The organism is Martinezella tropici (genome assembly GCF_008370325.1).
GTDB classification, from domain to species: Bacteria; Pseudomonadota; Alphaproteobacteria; order Rhizobiales; family Rhizobiaceae; genus Rhizobium; species Rhizobium tropici_B.
Genome location: NZ_VNIP01000001.1, coordinates 310,105 through 327,895, shown reverse-complemented (window position 1 = coordinate 327,895; position 17,791 = coordinate 310,105). Strand labels below are relative to the sequence as shown.

Here is a 17,791-nt window from a genome sequence, read left to right as displayed (position 1 = left end):
CGCATCTGTTTATGCCTGAGTTTGTCGCTCTAATGGAGAGTGCGGCAAACTCCCAACGATCTCCCCCCTTGTGGGGGAGATGTCCCGAAAGGGACAGAGGGGGGTATCAGAGGCTCCAAATGCACTGAGATTGGATACCCCTCACTCCCCGTTCACAACCTCGGCATCCGGAGCAGTGGTCGTCGCCGGACGTTTGCGATTGATGTTGCGGCGGATCATGCCGAGATCGGCGCCGCCGATCAGGAAGGCGACCACAAAATAAATTGTCATGGCGATCGCGATCAGCAGGCCGAGCGCGCTCACCTTTGTCAAGAGCGAAGCGCCGGAGGCAAGATACGGTTCCCAGCGGTGCTGCAGATAGATGATCGCCCCAGTCATAACGGCGGCTGAGACGAGAAGGAGGGCGGCGCGGCGGGCAAGGCCCCATTCCCAGGTCAGGTGGCCGCGGCGCAGCAGCGTCGTGAAGAGCAGAACCGTGCTGATCCAGCCGGCCGTCGCCTCCGCGACCGCAATGCCGGGCGCGCCCATATAAGGAAAGAGGCTGAGCGCGATGGCGCAATTGGTGGCGACTGCAATGCCGGAGAAGCGCATCGGCGTCTTGGTGTCCTCGCGGGCATAGAAACCAGGCTGCAGCGCCTTGATCAGCACGAAGGCCGGCAGGCCAAGCCCGTAGATCGCCAGGATCGAGCCGACGATCAGGGTGTTTTCCTGATGGAAGGCACGGCGCTCGTAGAGCACCCGGATGATGTCGTCGGAGAGGACCCAGAGTGCCATAGCCGCCGGTATGGTCAGGAACAGCACGAATTCCATCGAGCGGTTCTGCAGATTGCCGGCTTCCTTCAGATGACCAGATTTCAAGGCGCGGGCAAGCTCCGGCAGCAGGACGACACCGACGGCGACGCCGACGACGCCGAGCGGCAGCTGGTAGATGCGGTCGGCATATTGCAGGGCGGCGATCGCGCCTTCGCGGCTGGAGGCGATCGCCTGGCCGATCATCTGGTTGATCTGGGTGATGCCGCCGGTGACGGCGGCGGGAATGGCGAGGATCAGCAGCCGCTTGACGTTCGGCGTGAAGCGCGGCCAGCGAAAGCCGATATTGATGCCGGCAAAGCGCACGCCGATATAGACGACGAGCAATTGCAGGATGCCGGCGGCAAGCACGCCCCAGGAGAGATACCAGGCCGTCTGCAGCGGCAGCGCGCCGAAATACAGCGAATAGAACAGCGCGGCGATCATGACCACATTCAGGAAGATGGGCGCCACCGCGGCTGCGAAGAAATGATGCAGCGAGTTCAGCATGCCGCTCATCATCGCCGTCAGCGACATGCACATGAGATAGGGGAACATGACGGCTGCCATGCGCACCGTGATCGTGAATTTCTCTGGATCGTCGGCGAAGCCCGGCGCGATGATCCAGCGCACGATCAGCGGCATGCCCAGTTCCATGACGACGGTGATCAGGAACAGGACCGAGAAGAGGACGCCGAATACCTCCTCCGAGAAACGCTTGGCGCCGTCGATGCCGTTCGCCTCGATTTCCTTGGCAAAGAGCGGCACGAAAGCGGCATTGAAGGCGCCTTCGGCAAACAGCCGACGGAAGAGGTTCGGAAAGCGGAAGGCGGCGTAGAAGACGTCGGCCATCGGCCCGGTGCCGAGGGCGGCGGCCATCAGCGTTTCGCGGGCGAAGCCGAAGATGCGGCTGCCAAGCGTCGCGCCACCGACCGTGATGAATTTCTTGACTAGGCTCATGCGGCGGAACCGGCTTTCTTCTCGGGGTCTGACTTTTCGACGGCGACGCTGCGCGTGGCGGCGGGCGCGATGATGCCGGATGGCATGCGCTCGCGCATTTCATCCTCCTCGCCCGCCATGACCGCCTTCAGGCGCGCGGTGATATAGGCCCGCTTGTTCTCGTTGGAAATCTTCTGCCCGACGAGATCGGTGACATAGAAGGTGTCGATGACCTTTTCGCCGAAGGTGGTGATGCGCGCCGATTGGATATCGAGCGACAGGTCCGAAAGGACGGCTGTTATTTCCGACAACAGGCCGGTGCGATCGAGGCATTCGACCTCGATGACCGTGAACTTGTTGGAGAGGCTGTTGGTGATGATCACCGACGGCGGGATGACGAAGGCTTTGTTCTTGCGGCGGTTCTTCGTGCGCGTCGCAATGACCTCCGGCAGGCGTTTGCGGCCGGCCAGAACATCCTCGATCATCTTGCCGATGGTAGCGGCACGGCGCAGCTCGTCGGCATCATTGGGGAATTCGCGGCTCACATGGATGGTATCGAGAGCGCGGCCATCAGATGTCGTGAAAATTTGCGCGTCTGCAATGTTGGCGCCGGCCGCGGCGCAAGCGCCGGCGATCACGGTCAAGAGACGCGGATGGTCGGGCGACAGAACGGTAATCTCGGTAATGGCGTGGAAGCTGTCGGTGCGCACCATTGTGGCAAGCACCTTGCCTGCCTTGTCCGACTGGCGAATGAACTGCGTGTGGCGGATCTGATCCTCCAGCGGCACGGACAGCAGATAGGGCTGGTAGTGCAGCTTGACGTAGGCCTTGCGGTCCTTGGCGCTCCAATCCGCTAACGCCTGTTCCAGCGCCTCGGCCGCAGCTTCCGCCCGCTCCTTGCGCGACACTTCGGAGAAGCCGCCAGCGAGCAGCAGTTCGGTCTCGTAATAGAGCGTGCGCAACAGCTGGCCTTTCCAGCCGTTCCAGACGCCCGGGCCGACGGCACGGATATCGCAGACGGTCAGGATCAGCAGCATCTTCAGCCGGTCGAGCGACTGTACACGATCGGCGAAGTCGATGATGGTCTTGCGGTCGGTCAGGTCGCGCGTCTGGGCAACCATCGACATGGTCAGGTGCTCGGCGATCAGCCAGACGACAAGCTCGGTCTGCTTCGGCGAAAGGCCGAAACGCGGGCAGAGCTTGCGTGCGACCGCGGCGCCGGCTTCCGAGTGATCTTCCTCGCGCCCCTTGGCAATGTCGTGCAGCAGCACGGCGACATAGAGCGCGTCGCGATCCTCGATATTGGGCATCAGCTTGTTGGTGAGCGGATGGATATCCTCGGCCTTGCCCTTGTCGATCTCCGACAGCACCTCGACGGTGCGGATCAGATGCTCGTCCACCGTATAGTGGTGATACATGTTGAACTGCATCATCGAGACGATCTTGCCGAATTCCGGGATGAAGCGGCCGAGGACGCCGGCCTCGTTCATGCGGCGCAGGATCAGCGCGGGATCGCGCTTCGAGGTGAGGATCGCCAGAAACAGGCGGTTCGCCTCTTCATTCTCGCGCAGATCATTGTCGATCAGGTTCAGAGACCGCGTGACCCGTTTCAGCGCATCCGGATGGAATTCCAGGCCGTTGATGTCGGCGACGAAGAATAGTCGGATGAGACTGACCGGATCGCGCTTGAAGACATCGGGATTGGCAAGCGCGATGCGACCGCGATCCTCGACGAATTCGACAGTGCCGGCGATCTTGCGCGAACGGTTGGCAAACCGGCTGATGACGCCGGTAAGCCCCGGCGTCGCCTTAGCCTGCTTGTCTTCGAGCGCGGCGCAGAGGATGCGGGTGAGATCGCCGACATCCTTGGCGACGAGGAAATAGTGCTTCATGAAGCGCTCGACCGCCGAAAGGCCGGGGCGCGCGTGATAGCCAAGGGCTTCGGCGATATCGCGCTGGATATCGAAGGAAAGCCGCTCTTCCGCCTTGCCTGTCAGGAAATGCATGTGGCAGCGCACGGCCCAGAGGAAATCCTCGGCCTTCTGGAAGAGACGATATTCCTGTTTCGAAAGCACGCCGAGCTTTACCAGTTCGGCTGTGTCGCGGACGTGGTAATAATATTTCGAGATCCAGAACAGCGTGTGCAGGTCGCGCAGACCGCCCTTGCCTTCCTTGACGTTGGGCTCGACCAGATAGCGGGTGTCGCCGGCCTTGCGGTGGCGCTCGTCACGCTCGGCGAGCTTGGCGGCGATGAATTCTGGGCCGGTATTGGTGACGATTTCCTTGTCGAAGCGCGCCTGCAATTCGCGCTCCAGCGGAGCGTTGCCGCAGATATAGCGGGTTTCGAGGACGGCGGTGCGCACCGTCATATCGGACTTGGCCTGGCGGATGCACTCCTCGACCGTGCGCGTGGCGTGGCCGACCTTGAAGCCCATGTCCCAAAGCATATAGAGGATGAATTCGACCGCCTTGTGCGTGTCGCTCTCCGGCTTCGGCTGGAAGAGGAAGAGAAGATCGATATCGGATCCCGGCGCCAGCGTATCGCGGCCATAGCCGCCGACCGCCGTCACGGAGAAGGCGCCCGCCTGCTTTGGATAGACGTGACGGACGGTGAAGTCGTAGAGAATGGTGATGATCTGGTCTTGCAGCCAGGAAATCCGGTATGCGCAATCGAGGCCGCCGCCTTCCGTGATCAGCGACCGCCGCGCTGCCTCTCGCCCTTCCTGGCTCGCCTTTTTCAACAGCGCGAGCAGAGCGGAGCGCTCCTCATTCTTGTCCAGGCCGCGTTTGGCGAGAGCCTCGCATTCCGCCCTTAGCGCGGAGACATCGAGAATGGTCGAAAAATCGATATGATGCGTTTCCATGCTCTGCCGATCGGCTTTCTGTTCATTGACAGCGGCCCGTTGCCGGTGCGCCTGTCTTCTCGTCTCCATGCGCTATAGCCTCTTTGGCCCGCGATTAACACAGGCATTCTAGGCCCGGTCTTTCCATGATTTTTATCGGGCCAAAGTTGACGAAGCGTGACGGCAATCGACGCAGAAACCGGCAGTTTTAGGGCCTCGCCGGCTCGATCACCCGCCTGAGCTCGTTCAAGCTATATAATATGTTGCGCGACTGTGCGCCGATCTGCGTCACCATTTCGCGTTCACATTCCCAATAGCCGGCCTTTGCGATCTTCGAGCAGATGTCGGAAATTCGGCTGCAGGACAGAGTGATGTCGAGCAGACCTCGATCGGATTCACAGTCCGGGGCTTCACCCTCGCCACAAATCTTGCCACGCGCGGCAATCGGGGAGAAACGCTCGCCCAGAACGCGGACTTCGGCGAGAAGTACTTCGAGATGCATCGTATTGTCCTTGGAATATCGCCTGTGATCAGCTGGTCTTGATGAGGTTTTTTTTCAGCTCGTAGAGCACGTCGAGGGCGGCTCGTGGCGTCAGATCGTCGAGATCGAGCGTCTTCAGCCGTTCCTCGACCTTGGAGGGCTCTCGCCGGCCGCTCGCCTCTTCGCGGCGGACCGCAACCTGGAACAGCGGCAGATCGTCGACAAGCTGGCTTGCTGGATTTTTGCGATCGGCATCTTCAAGCCGCGTCAGAACGTCGCGGGCGCGCGCCACCACCGAGGCCGGCAGGCCGGCGAGACGTGCCACCTGAATGCCGTAGGAGCGATCGGCAGCCCCCGGTCCGACTTCATGCAGGAAGATAACGTCGCCATCCCATTCCTTGACGCGCATGGTGGCATTGGAGAGCCGGCCGAGCTTCTCCGACAGGACGGTCAGCTCGTGGAAATGGGTAGCGAAAAGGCCACGGCACCGGTTGGCTTCATGCAGATGCTCGACGGCGGCCCAGGCGATCGAAAGACCGTCGAAGGTCGCGGTGCCGCGGCCGATCTCATCGAGAATGACAAGGGAACGTTCGGTCGCCTGATTGAGGATCGCCGCTGTCTCGACCATCTCGACCATGAAGGTCGAGCGCCCCCGGGCCAGGTCGTCGGAAGCGCCGACGCGCGAGAACAGCCGATCGACGATGCCGATATGGGCTGACACGGCGGGCACGAAGGAGCCCATCTGCGCGAGAATGGCGATCAGGGCGTTCTGACGCAGGAAGGTGGATTTACCGCCCATGTTCGGGCCGGTCAGGAGCCAGATGGCGCCATCCTTGCCGTCGGATTTCGGCGAAAGATCGCAATTGTTGGCGACGAAGGGGCCGCCGGCCTGGCGACGCAGTGCCTGCTCGACAACCGGATGACGGCCGCCTTCGATCGCGAACATGCGGCTGCCATCGACGATGGGCCGGCAATAGGCCTGTTCCTCGGCAAGCAGCGCAAGCCCGGCCGCAACATCGATGACCGACAGTGCGCGGGCGCCTGTCTTGATCGCCTCGGCGGCAGCAACAGCGGCTGCGACCATACGGTCGAATGCCTCGAGCTCGATGGCAAGCGCCTTGTCGGCGGCATTGGCGATGCGGCTTTCGAGATCGGCAAGTTCGGTCGTGGTGAAGCGCATGGCGTTCGCCATGGTCTGGCGGTGGATGAAGCGCGCCTTGGCCTCGCTGGTGTCCGTCATCGGACCGGCATTGCCGGCCGTGACCTCGATGAAATAGCCAAGCACGTTGTTGTGTTTGATCTTCAGCGACTTGATGCCGGTTTCATCGGCATATTGCAGCTGCAGGCCGGCGATGACGCGGCGCGACTGGTCGCGCAATGCCCGCACTTCGTCCAGCTCGGCATTCGCCCCTTCCCTCAAAAAACCGCCGTCCCGCTTCAGCAGAGGCAGTTCTTCGGCAAGGGTGGCTGCGAGCATCGCTTCAAGATCGGCAGGCAGGGCGCGCAGGCCGGCAAGCGCAGCAGCAAGCTCTTCCGGCAGCAAGGCGCTGCCGAGCAGGCGGGCGAGATCGGCGGCTGCGGCCAATCCCTGCCGGATCGCCCAGAGATCGCGCGGACCGCCACGATCGAGCGCCAGGCGCGACAGGGCGCGCGGCATGTCGGGAACATGCTTCAGCGCCGAACGCAGATCGCCGCAGAGCGACGGTTCTTCCGCCAGGAAGCCGATCGAATCCAGGCGCTCGTTGATGCGCTGGGGGTCGGTCAGCGGCGACATCAGCCGTTCGGCGAGAAGCCGGGCGCCACCACCGGTCACGGTGCGATCGATCGCCTTCAGGAGCGAACCGTTGCGATCGCCGGAGAGCGTACGCACCAGTTCGAGATTGGCGCGTGTGGCAGGATCGATGAAAAGCGTGGAGGCGCCGCTTTCGCGCTCCGGCAGCCCGAGCGGCGGCCGCTCGGCAAGCTGGGTCTTCTCGACATAGGCGATCGCGGCAGCGGCAGCGGCCAGTTCGGCCCGGGTGAACGTGCCGAAACCGTCTAGCGTCGACACGCCAAAGTAACGGGTGATTCGTCCCTCAGCGCTGGCGCTATCGAAGAGCACGGCCGGTTGTGGAACCGCGGTCCGGCCGAGAATATCGAAAACCGGCTTCAATTCCGGATCGTGGAACATCGTATCCGGCAGGATCAGCTCTCTGGGATCGATGCGCAGGATATCGGCGAGCAGCCGCGAAGCTTCCGTTTCGGCGAGGCGGAAGACGCCCGTCGAAATATCGATCCAGGCGAGCGCCAGCTGTGGTTCGGCGCCGCCGCGAATGCGGGTGAGCGCCATCAGATAATTGGACTCGGAAGGCGAGAGCAGCTTTTCTTCGGTGATCGTGCCAGGCGTGACCAGACGCACGACGTCGCGCCGCACCACCGACTTGCCGCCCCGCTTCTTGGCTTCGGCCGGATCTTCCACCTGCTCGCAGACGGCGACGCGGAAGCCAAGCGCGATCAGCTTCTGCAGATAATCGTCGGCGGCGTGAACCGGCACGCCGCACATCGGGATATCCTGCCCCATGTGCTGGCCGCGCTTCGTCAGCGTGATGCCGAGCGCACGCGAGGCATCGATGGCGTCCTCGAAGAACAATTCGTAGAAATCGCCCATGCGATAGAACAGCAGCGAACCGGGATTGTTCGCCTTGATCTCGATATATTGCTCCATCATCGGAGTAGCCGAGGCGCGGCTTTCCTCCGAGGCAAGCTCGGCGGCCGAGAAAGCATCGATGCTGGCGTTGATACGTTCGTTCACGGAGGTGCAGTTTTTCCAAAAAATGAGGTGCCACCCTATCCGCGCGCCGCTATAGAAGACAACAGCTATCGGGCAAGAGGGACCGGTCGCCCACAGGAGGTTTGGAGGAACTATGGCTGACAGCAAGAGCAAGTCGCGTCCGGGAACGGGGATCACCGATCAGGAAGCACTGGACTTCCACAAAAACGGACGCCCCGGCAAGCTTGAGATCAACCCGACCAAGCCGATGGCGACCCAGCGCGATCTTTCCCTTGCCTATTCGCCCGGTGTCGCCGTTCCCGTAAAGGCGATCGCGGCCGATCCGGCTACCGCCTACGACTATACCTCGCGCGGCAACATGGTCGCCGTCATATCCAACGGTACGGCCATTCTCGGTCTCGGCAATCTCGGCGCGCTCGCCTCCAAGCCGGTCATGGAAGGCAAGTCGGTTCTTTTCAAGCGCTTTGCCGACGTCGATTCGATCGACCTCGAGATCGATACCGAGAATGTCGACGAATTCATCAATTGCGTGCGCTATCTCGGCCCCTCCTTCGGCGGCATCAATCTGGAAGATATCAAGGCACCTGACTGCTTCATCATCGAGCAGCGCCTGCGTGAGCTGATGGACATCCCGGTATTCCATGACGACCAGCACGGCACCGCCATCATCGCCGCCGCCGGCCTGATCAACGCGCTTGAGCTGACGGGCCGCGACCTGAAGACCACCAAGCTCGTCTGCAACGGCGCGGGTGCTGCGGCCATTGCCTGCATCGAACTCATCAAGGCCATGGGCTTCAACCCGGAGAATATCGTCCTTTGCGACACGAAGGGCGTGATCTACCAGGGCCGCAGCGAGGGCATGAACCAGTGGAAGTCGGCGCATGCCGTCAAGACCGACAAGCGCACGCTGGCTGAAGCGATGAAGGGTGCCGACGTGGTTCTCGGCCTTTCGCAGAAGGATGCCTTCTCCGAAGAGATGATCCGCGCCCTGGCGGACAGACCGATCATTTTCGCGATGGCCAATCCCGATCCGGAAATCACGCCGGAGGAAGTCGCCCGCATCCGTGACGACGCCATCATGGCGACCGGGCGTTCGGACTATCCGAACCAGGTCAACAACGTCCTCGGCTTCCCCTATATCTTCCGCGGCGCGCTCGACGTGCGCGCGACCACCATCAATGACGAGATGAAGATCGCCGCCGTCAATGCGCTGGCAAGTCTGGCGCGCGAAGACGTGCCGGACGACGTGGTCGCCGCCTATCAGGGAGCAAGGCCGCGCTTCGGCTCGCAATACATCATCCCCGTGCCGTTCGACCCGCGCCTGATCTCCGCCATCCCTGTGGCCGTTGCCAAGGCGGCGATCGAAAGCGGCGTCGCCCGTCGCGAAATATCGGATATGGCCGCCTATGCGCGCGAACTCTCGGCCCGGCGCGATCCGATCGCCTCGACGCTCGCGCAACTCTACGAGCGCGTCCGGAGACATCAGAAACGCATCGTCTTTGCCGAGGCGGAAGAAGAGCAGGTCATGCGCGCCGCCCTCTCCTATGCCAATCAGGGGCTCGGCACGGCAATCCTGCTCGGCCGCGAGGATCTGATCGAGGCCACCGCCGAACGCGCCGGCATCGATCTCAACCGCCCGGGCCTCGAAATCGTCAACGCGCGCATTTCCAAGCGCGGCGATTCCTATATCGACTATCTCTATGCCCGGCTGCAGCGCCAGGGCTACTTGCATCGTGATGTGACGCGCCTCATCCACAACGACCGCAATCACTTCGCCGCCTGCATGGTGGCGCTGGGAGACGCCGACGGCATGGTGACCGGCGTGACGCGCAACTATTCGACGGCGCTCGGAGACGTGCGCCGCTGCATCGACGCCAAGCCCGGGCATCGGGTGATCGGCATATCGATCGTGCTTGCCCGCGGCCGCACCGTCTTCGTCGCCGATACCGCCGTACATGACATGCCGACCTCCGAAGAACTGGCCGATATCGCCGAGGAAGCTGCCGGCTTCGCACGGCGCATGGGCTATGAGCCGCGCGTGGCCATGCTCGCTTATTCCACCTTCGGCCATCCCCCGGGCGAACGCTCCGAGCGGGTGCGTGAAGCGGTGAACATTCTCGACAAGCGCTACGTCAATTTTGAATTCGACGGCGAAATGGCGGCGGACGTGGCGCTGGACCGCAAGCTCATGGAAAGCCTCTATCCGTTCTCGCGGCTCTCGGGACCGGCAAACGTACTCGTCATGCCGGCATTTCATTCGGCGGCGATCTCCACCAAGATGCTGCAGGAACTCGGCGGCTCCACGGTGATCGGACCATTGCTCGTCGGCCTCGACAAGCCGGTGCAGATCACCTCCATGGGCGCCAAGGATTCTGACATCGTCAACATGGCCGCCATCGCAGCCTATGGTGCCGGCACCTGACTCTTGCCATTAGAGCAATTTCCAGGAAAAGCGCGCAGCGGTTTCCGTCCGGAATTGCGAGACAACAAAAAGATAGAGTGGTTCAGAAATTCGGTGAAAAGCTGAACCACTCTGGGGCCGCCGAACAAAGATGATGGCTGCCCTATGAATTAGGTGTAGAATGGGGGATGACTGAAGCTCAGCCCCTGTTCGAAGTGCTGCGCCATTCAGCGCGGCCTGAAATCGTCGACGCAATCGAGCGGATGGTGCTTGAGGCGCCCGACCGCAAGCTTAACCGCATGAATGCGCTCGCCTTCGCTGGCGACCATGGCTTCGACGAAGAACAAACCATCAGTGCCTTTCTCCACGCCGCACGCCTTGGCCTGTTCGAGATGTCCTGGAACGTATTGTGCCCGGGATGCGGCGGGGTGCTGGATGCCAATACATCGCTGAAGTCAGTCCAGAGCGAAACCTATAGCTGTACCTTATGTGCAGCCGGCTATGAGCCGACACTCGACGAGATGGTCGAGGTCACCTTCACCGTCAGTCCGCGCTTGCGCCATATCGGCGCCCACAATCCGCATGATTTGCCGCCTCATGAATATTTTCGCCAGATATACTGGAGTTCGGGCGTCGACCTTCCGGAGGATGGCTATGAGGAAAAGGTCGATGAATTCATGTTGGAAGTCTTGGAACTGCCGGCTGGCGAAAAGGCCGTCGTATCGCTGCAGCTTCCGGCCGAATTCATCATTATTTTTGAACCGGTTACCCATAGCGCGCAGTTCATCGACGTAAAGGGCGAACCAACCAAGGAGCGGCAAAGCATTTCGCTCGTCTTCGATCACATGCATCGGCACCACGAGACGATCGAGCTTAGACCCGGCCCGCTGCGCATCATCATAGAGAACCACACAGAAGTCCGCACCCTGCCATCGGTGTGCGTCGCCAATGACGCTCTTCATACGTTGCTCGGCCAACGCCGGCCATTCCTGACCGCCAAGCGGCTGCTCTCCAACCAAACCTTCCGCGATATATACCGGACTGATACGATCGACATCAACCAGCGGCTGAAAATCGCGAGCCTCACCTTTCTCTTCACCGATCTTCGTGGTTCGACGGAGCTCTATGAGCGGGTCGGGGATCTTGCCGCCTTCGATCTGGTCAAGACACACTTCAGCATCCTGCACGAAATCGTAGGTGCGGAGGCCGGTGCGGTCGTCAAAACCATCGGCGACGCCGTCATGGCCACTTTCCCGACGCCGGACCGGGCGCTCGCCGCGGCGATGCGGATGCGCGAGGCCATGTCCAGCCTCAATGAGGAACGCGGCAACGACGATCTTCTTCTAAAGATCGGCATCCACGAAGGACCGTGCATTGCGGTCAGCCTGAACGAGCGGCAGGATTACTTCGGACAAACGGTCAATATCGCCTCACGCGTGCAGCATCTGGCGACATCGAGCGAGATATTTGCCACAGGTGCGGTGCTGGAGAATGCCCGCGCCGCCGAACTGCTGACGACGCGCGGCTTGAAACCGCAATCACATCATGTCGCGCTGCGCGGCATCACGGATGCGATCGACATTTATGTGATCCCTTGAGCTCTATCAGCTTGCGAAGCGACCGGCATCCGCACCGTAATAATTGACGTAGCGGTCCGAGATGCTGGCGATCGGCAGGACGATCAGCACATCAGTCGTGTTGAAGGCGTGATCGACAACAGCGGTAGAACCGACCATGGCACCGAGGCGCAGATAGCCCTTGATCAGCGGCGGCATCGCCATGAGCGCCTTTTTCGGATTGACGGCTTCGACCGGCATCAAGTCCATGTTGCGGGCAAGAGACGGTAAAGCACCGACTGTCCATTCGTCCTTGGCGACAACATTGTGATAGAGGAAGGACAGGGCCAACGCATGCTGCTCCGGCAGAATGCCGGGGAAAGAGGCGCAACCGATCATCGCGCCCATGCCGTGCTTCAGGGCATAGGCCCAATTGCCTTGCCACAGCAATTCCACCGTGCGCTTGTTCCGGTAAGCCGGCAACACGCAGGAACGGCCAAGCTCCATGAAGCGCTTGTCCGGATGGCGGGCCAGCAGCATGTCGATGTCGAATTCCGAAGAGGAATAGAAGCCGCCATTGGCCATGGCCACTTCCTGGCGCAGCAGGCGATAGGTGCCGACGATCTGGTCTTCCGGATCGCCCTCGATCGAACGGTCCAAAACCAGAAGATGGTCGCAAATGGCATCCCAATTGTCGATATCACGCTGGCGACGCATGGCGTCGGCCGGCAGTTGCGCGTTCATCTCCTCGACGAAAACGCGATAGCGGACGGCCTGAGCGGCATCGATTTCACGCGCCGTGCGGGCAAGGCGCGTTTCTAAATTTCCGATGCGTCCGAGCACATCGCTGGCAACCGGTGCAACCGTTGCCTTTGAAGACTGAACCATTTCGCCCTGAGCTTCGCGATTCAAGATTTCGATGGACATGGCGATTCTCCCCCTGCGGGCCGATATAGCGCCATAAACCAAATTCGTGCGACAGGAAAGTGACACGCAGCTTTGCTAAAAGCAAGAAGTGTGCCCATTTCAATTTTCGAATGAACGCACCGTCCCCAACTTAGCAGCGGCAATTGCCATAGGTTGAGCCGTATTGCCAGCCGCTATCGAGCATTGATGAGCCGGCTTCCTTAACCTTCATACGAAGATGCGTGACGATGTCTAGGCGCGTTCGAAAACCGACCTCGACAGGCCATGCAGCGTTGCCGACAGCTTTTCGGGATCGACCGGCTTGACGATGACGGCATCGGCCCCGGCCAGCAAAGCCTGGCGGCGGACCGAATCGCGGCTGTCCGCGGTCAATACGACGATCGGAAGCGGCGGCAAACCGTGCCGACGCTCATAGGCCCGCAATTGCGCAAGCACGGCAGCACCCGAGCCGCCGGGCATGTTGAGATCCATCACCAGCACCTCGGGCCGCGTTTCGGCGTTTTCGACGCGAACGCGAAGACCGTCGAAATCCTCGACGAGGCGAACCCTGTGGCCGGCCTTGGAGAGCATGGCCCTGACCAGCATGGCATTGACCGGGTCATCCTCGCCAAGCAGGATATCCAGCGTGCGATCCTCCGCCTCAGGCGTCGTTATGCCGATCTCGGAGACCGCTTCGATAAAGGCATCGCGCTTTTCCATGCCGCGCATGCGGCCCCTCAGCACATCGATCAGCGATTGCTCGCGCAGCGGCCGGATGAGCCAGGCATCGAAGAGATCGAGCGGATGGGTGTTGCGCTCCTCCGGATTGACCAGAAAGATCTTGCGCAGGCCGGGCACGGCAAGCGCATTTCCCTCACTGAAATACCAAGGCGCCATGCGGTGGTCGACGATGAGATCCGTCCATATCCCTTCCTCGCCCATCGGGAACGAGCGCAGCAGATCGTCCATCTCGCCGACGTCGATCAGCCTGCAGTGACCGCCAAGGGTCCGGATTGTTTGCGTGATCGCCTCGCTTGCGGCCCCTTCGGGCGCAAGCAGCAGGACGCGCGATCCTTTGAGCATGATGTCGCGCCACTCATGTCCGCTCTCCTCGGCATCCAGGCCGACCGGAAAGGAAATGATGAACTCGCTGCCCTTGCCACGTTCGCTGGCGACGCTGAGCCTGCCGCCGAATTCGCGCAGGATGCGAGCGGAAATGGCCAGACCCAGGCCGGTGCCGGCGCTTTTTTCCACGATCGTACCGGCCTGTTCGAACTCGCCGAAGACACGCGCCTGTTCTTCCTCGGTCATGCCGGGGCCGCTATCCCGCACCGATATCGTCAAATCCCGTTCCCGGAGGTCGACACGGACAAGCACACCGCCGGTCTGGGTGAATTTCACGGCGTTGCCGATGACATTGAACAGGATCTGGCGCAGACGGGCCGGATCGAATTCCATGCTCTCGGGGACCTTTGCCGCAACGCTCGCAGCGATTTCGATGCCCTTTTCATGAGCTCGATGGGCGAGCATCTCGATGACGCCTTCCAGCAAGGGGCGCAAAGCCTCCTTGCGCGGATGCAACTGGAAGCGACCGACCTCGATCGTGGAGAAATCAAGCAGGTCTTCGACCAACTGCACCAACGCATGACCCGACTGGCGAATACCCGTCAGGTAATTTGCCTGTTCCAAGGTCAACGGAGTCTGAGCAAGCAGATGGTTCATGCCGAGAATGCCCGACAGCGGCGTGCGAATCTCATGGCTGACGGTGGCGAGCAGCCGCGACTTGGCCGCGCTGTTATATTCGGCCTTCAGCCGCGCATCCTCGCGCATGCGGGCCGCCTGCCGCTCTTCCGTCACGTCGCGCGCAATGCTCTGAATGCACAATTGCCCCGTCGTCGGATCGCGGAACATGACATCGTGCCAGGCAAAGACGCGCCGCCCCTCGGGCGTGGCGATTTCGGCGTCCTGATGTTTTGCGTCGGTGACGGCACGGAATACGAGGCCGGCTTCTTCCAGCGTCAGGCCTTCCGGATGCGGTTTGCCCGTCAGTTTGCGGAAAGTGGCGTTGGCATGCAGAATCCGGCGATCGATGCTGCGCGTGACCGCGATGTCGCCAAGCGCATCGTGGATGGTGGCAAGCAGGCCGGTGCTTTCCCTGTGTTCCCAAAGACGATCGTGCTCGCTTTCGCTGAAATCGGCTGGGATGACCGCAGGCTCGCGCGATGCGCTGCGGGCATTGAAGATGCCGACAGCGGCAAGCATAAGTGCAATAAGACCAAGAACGCCTGCAAGCGTCAGCGGCCCTCCGGCAAAGCCGATCGCAAGAAGCGCTGCGCCAGCCAGGACACCGCTGCCATTCAGCCAATGGCCTTCCAGCCACCACACCTTTATCGGTGACGCCGGCTCGCGGAGTGCATCCTGCGATGGCGCGATCGGTTTCGCGAGCGACGGCTCGTTTTCGGCCGCTCCTTCGATCGGTCCCATGTGGCCGCGGATTTGGGCTGCGGCAAGCTTTTGCTGCAGATTTGCCAGAGTGCTCATGCAATCTGGCTAACACATGCACCCTTCCCGATGCCTTCAGGGATTCGCTAGAATTTTAAGCTTTTGCCCTTTTCGGCATCAGAAGCTCGTCGAGAATGACGCAGCCTGCCCCGACGGTGATGAAACTGTCGGCGAGATTGAACACCGCAAAAGACCATGTCTGCGTGTGGAAGAGGATATAGTCGATCACATGACCGTAGAGAAAGCGGTCGATCAGATTGCCGAGCGCCCCGGCGATGATCAGGGCAAAGCCCATATGGGCAAGCCAGCGATGATCGGGCGTTCGGCGCCAAAGCCACAGCACGAAGGCGACGATGACGAGCCGCATGCCGACGATGAACCAGCCGTCCATGCCTGATAGCATCGAGAAGGCCACGCCGAGATTGTAGGTACGATAGAGCGCCAGCATCGGAATAACGGGCACCATCTCCTGCAGCGGCAGCCAGTGATCGACCATGATCTTGATGGCCTGGTCGAGAATGACCGCAACCACGATGAAGATCAGGATCGGCAGGGGCCGTGAAAACAGGGCCGGCTTCGCAGTCGGCTGTTCGTTGGTCTCGCTTTCGGTCATCGCGTCTCGCTCAATGTCAGGATATGGCGGCGGGCCTCGAACAGCATGACTGCCGTCGCGACCGCCAGATTGAGGCTATCGGCGCGGCCGGTCTGCGGGATGCGGGCAAGTGCGTCGGCCTCTTTCGCCAGGGCATCCGGCAGGCCGGACTGCTCGTTGCCCATCAGGATGACGACGGGCTTCCTCTTGTAATCGATGGTGCGGTAATCGACGGCGCCGGCCAGATGGGTGGCGACGACGGCAACACCGGCCGTCTTTTTCCAGGCGAGAAACTCCTCTGCCGTCGCCTTGACGACAGGAACGGCAAAGACCGAGCCCATGGTGGCGCGCACGGTTTCCAGCGAAAACGGATCGGTGGTCTCGCCGACGAGGATGACGCCGGAGGCGCCGGCCGCATCGGCCGTGCGGATGATGGTGCCGAGATTGCCGGGATCACGCACGCGGTCGAGCGCGACCCAGGTTTCGCCCATCTTCGGCTTGACGTCCCGAAGCTGTCGCCAGCGCTGCTCGAAGACGCCGACCACCATCTGCGGATTGTCGCGGCGGGTGATGGAGCCGATGATCTTTTCGCTGACCTCGAGCACCAGCCCGCCAGCGGCGACCGTCTTGGCGGCGACCTGCTCGACCAGCGGCTTGCCCTTGGCGGCCTTGGCATAGACCAGCGTGCGGATCGTCCAGCCGAGCTCGAGCGCGTCGATGACGAGCTTCAGGCCCTCCGCCAGGAAGGCGCCGCTTTCCTCGCGGGACTTCTTGACCGTCAGTGCCTTGATGTCCTTGACGATCGGATTGGCAAGCGAGGTGACCTCCTTGACCTGTCCGACCTTGCGCGGGCCGTCATTGCGGAAATCCTGGTTCATTTCGGCACCCAGCGGCTGAAGAGAGAGGTGGAAAGCGCCCTGCCCGGCGTGCGGCCGTCGAGACCTGCCTCGCGGATGACCAGCTCGCCGGATTCGACGGCGCCGCCGGCGCCGCGCATCGTCTCGCGCATCAGCTCATGGATCGAATAGAAGCTGGCACGGATGGAATAGGCCGTCAGCACGAGGCCGAGCGCCTTCGGCGACAGGATCTCGCGGCAGATATCGAGCATCAACGGCAGGTGCTCGAACAGATGCCAGACCTCGCCATTCGGGCCGCGGCCGAACTTCGGCGGGTCGGTCAAGATGATGTCGTATTTGTTGCCGCGCCGCTCTTCACGCAGGATGAACTTCATCGCATCCTCGCAGATCCAGCGGATCGGCAGCTTTTCCATGCGGCCCAAGGCCTGGTTTTCGCGCGCCCACCCGATCGCCTTCTTGGAGGCGTCGACATGGGTCACTTCCGCGCCCGCAGCGGCCGCCACCAGCGACGCGACGCCGGTATAACCGAAGAGGTTCAGGACCTTCAGCGGCCTTTTCGCCGCCTCGACCTGCTCTTTCATCCAGGCCCAGTGCACGATCTGCTCCGGGAAGACGCCGACATGGCGAAAGGCGGTGAAACGGCCGAGAAAATCGACGCCGAGCAATTGCAGCGGCCAAGTTTCGCCGAGCGCCTCGCGCGGGAAACGCCAGCGGCCCATACCGTCCTCATCCGTATCGCCGGTGAAGATAGCATCGGCATTGTCCCAAACATGGGAGGCAAGCGACGGCGGCCACAGTGCCTGCGCTTCCGGCCGGACGATGCGATAGGGACCGTATTGCTCGAGCTTCAGGCCGTTGCCGCTGTCGATGAGGTGAAAATCCCCGGCACCCAGCGATTCCAGGATAACGGGCACACGTTCGGCCGGCCGCTCGCCGCTTCGCGTCATCAGCGGGCGTTCAGGCGCCGCAGGAGCGGTCGCCGCATCACGCGGCTCGGCCGCACGCTCGCCATGATCGCGCGAAGGCTTGGCTGGCCTTGAAGCATGCGCGGCCTTTACCGGCGGCTTGCCTGATATGTCGCGCCGGGGTTTTGCCCCAAGACCGCCGGCGGCCTTTTGGCCGTGGCGGTTTTCCCTGTGTTTCACCATGCTTGTC

The 17,791-nt window shown here is 61.7% G+C and carries 11 protein-coding genes; 2 read left to right on the top strand and 9 right to left on the bottom strand.

Features of this window, described 5'->3' with window-relative positions; translation table 11 throughout:
* Positions 1-141: 141 nt before the first annotated feature.
* The 4 genes from murJ to mutS all read right to left on the bottom strand — a co-directional run bounded on the left by murJ (position 142) and on the right by mutS (position 7,759).
* A complete protein-coding gene (gene murJ, locus FP026_RS01615; protein WP_149632890.1) occupies positions 142-1,749 on the bottom strand; it encodes a murein biosynthesis integral membrane protein MurJ in 1,608 nt (535 codons plus the stop codon).
* The gene (locus FP026_RS01610; protein ID WP_149632889.1) at positions 1,746-4,661 is read right to left on the bottom strand and encodes a [protein-PII] uridylyltransferase; all 2,916 of its coding nucleotides are present in this window, start codon (positions 4,659-4,661) and stop codon (positions 1,746-1,748) included. Before FP026_RS01610 ends, murJ begins: the two co-directional genes overlap by 4 nt.
* 118 nt (positions 4,662-4,779) lie before the next feature.
* The gene (locus FP026_RS01605; RefSeq protein WP_149632888.1) at positions 4,780-5,073 is read right to left on the bottom strand and encodes a hypothetical protein; all 294 of its coding nucleotides are present in this window, start codon (positions 5,071-5,073) and stop codon (positions 4,780-4,782) included.
* Between the two features lie 28 nt (positions 5,074-5,101).
* Positions 5,102-7,759 carry a DNA mismatch repair protein MutS gene (gene mutS / locus FP026_RS01600; RefSeq protein ID WP_432444081.1) on the bottom strand — a complete coding sequence of 886 codons (2,658 nt, stop codon included), beginning with the start codon at positions 7,757-7,759 and terminating at the stop codon, positions 5,102-5,104.
* A 196-nt stretch (positions 7,760-7,955) separates the two neighbouring features.
* On the opposite strand from mutS, the gene FP026_RS01595 reads away from it, so the two are divergent.
* Both FP026_RS01595 and FP026_RS01590 read left to right on the top strand, forming a co-directional pair.
* A complete protein-coding gene (locus tag FP026_RS01595; RefSeq protein ID WP_149632886.1) occupies positions 7,956-10,244 on the top strand; it encodes an NADP-dependent malic enzyme in 2,289 nt (762 codons plus the stop codon).
* Positions 10,245-10,411: 167 nt separating this feature from the next.
* Complete coding sequence (locus tag FP026_RS01590) at positions 10,412-11,821, top strand: adenylate/guanylate cyclase domain-containing protein (RefSeq protein WP_149632885.1); 1,410 nt, start codon at positions 10,412-10,414, stop codon at positions 11,819-11,821.
* Between the two features lie 6 nt (positions 11,822-11,827).
* On the opposite strand, the gene FP026_RS01585 is transcribed toward FP026_RS01590, so the two are convergent.
* The 5 genes from FP026_RS01585 to FP026_RS01565 all read right to left on the bottom strand — a co-directional run bounded on the left by FP026_RS01585 (position 11,828) and on the right by FP026_RS01565 (position 17,781).
* Positions 11,828-12,706, bottom strand: coding sequence for a GNAT family N-acetyltransferase (locus FP026_RS01585; RefSeq protein ID WP_149632884.1), 879 nt, complete (start codon positions 12,704-12,706; stop codon positions 11,828-11,830).
* A 231-nt stretch (positions 12,707-12,937) separates the two neighbouring features.
* Positions 12,938-15,226, bottom strand: coding sequence for a hybrid sensor histidine kinase/response regulator (locus tag FP026_RS01580; protein ID WP_149632883.1), 2,289 nt, complete (start codon positions 15,224-15,226; stop codon positions 12,938-12,940).
* Between the two features lie 55 nt (positions 15,227-15,281).
* On the bottom strand, positions 15,282-15,800 hold the full coding sequence (lspA, locus tag FP026_RS01575) for a signal peptidase II (RefSeq protein WP_149632882.1): 519 nt from the start codon (positions 15,798-15,800) through the stop codon (positions 15,282-15,284).
* The gene (locus FP026_RS01570; RefSeq protein WP_149632881.1) at positions 15,797-16,657 is read right to left on the bottom strand and encodes a TrmH family RNA methyltransferase; all 861 of its coding nucleotides are present in this window, start codon (positions 16,655-16,657) and stop codon (positions 15,797-15,799) included. The genes lspA and FP026_RS01570 overlap by 4 nt, the downstream gene beginning before the upstream one ends.
* Positions 16,654-17,781 carry a class I SAM-dependent methyltransferase gene (locus FP026_RS01565; RefSeq protein WP_432444080.1) on the bottom strand — a complete coding sequence of 376 codons (1,128 nt, stop codon included), beginning with the start codon at positions 17,779-17,781 and terminating at the stop codon, positions 16,654-16,656. Before FP026_RS01565 ends, FP026_RS01570 begins: the two co-directional genes overlap by 4 nt.
* Between the last annotated feature and the right edge of the window lie 10 nt (positions 17,782-17,791).

Bases quoted from the DNA above. Each gene is read 5' to 3' on its own strand.
- FP026_RS01605 (WP_149632888.1), bottom strand. From the start codon at position 5,073: ATGCATCTCGAAGTACTTCTCGCCGAAGTCCGCGTTCTGGGCGAGCGT.
- mutS (WP_432444081.1), bottom strand. From the start codon at position 7,759: ATGATGGAGCAATATATCGAGATCAAGGCGAACAATCCCGGTTCGCTG.
- FP026_RS01590 (WP_149632885.1), top strand. From the start codon at position 10,412: ATGACTGAAGCTCAGCCCCTGTTCGAAGTGCTGCGCCATTCAGCGCGG.
- lspA (WP_149632882.1), bottom strand. From the start codon at position 15,800: ATGACCGAAAGCGAGACCAACGAACAGCCGACTGCGAAGCCGGCCCTG.
- FP026_RS01585 (WP_149632884.1), bottom strand. From the start codon at position 12,706: ATGTCCATCGAAATCTTGAATCGCGAAGCTCAGGGCGAAATGGTTCAG.
- FP026_RS01610 (WP_149632889.1), bottom strand. From the start codon at position 4,661: ATGGAGACGAGAAGACAGGCGCACCGGCAACGGGCCGCTGTCAATGAA.
- FP026_RS01595 (WP_149632886.1), top strand. From the start codon at position 7,956: ATGGCTGACAGCAAGAGCAAGTCGCGTCCGGGAACGGGGATCACCGAT.
- FP026_RS01580 (WP_149632883.1), bottom strand. From the start codon at position 15,226: ATGAGCACTCTGGCAAATCTGCAGCAAAAGCTTGCCGCAGCCCAAATC.
- FP026_RS01570 (WP_149632881.1), bottom strand. From the start codon at position 16,657: ATGAACCAGGATTTCCGCAATGACGGCCCGCGCAAGGTCGGACAGGTC.
- murJ (WP_149632890.1), bottom strand. From the start codon at position 1,749: ATGAGCCTAGTCAAGAAATTCATCACGGTCGGTGGCGCGACGCTTGGC.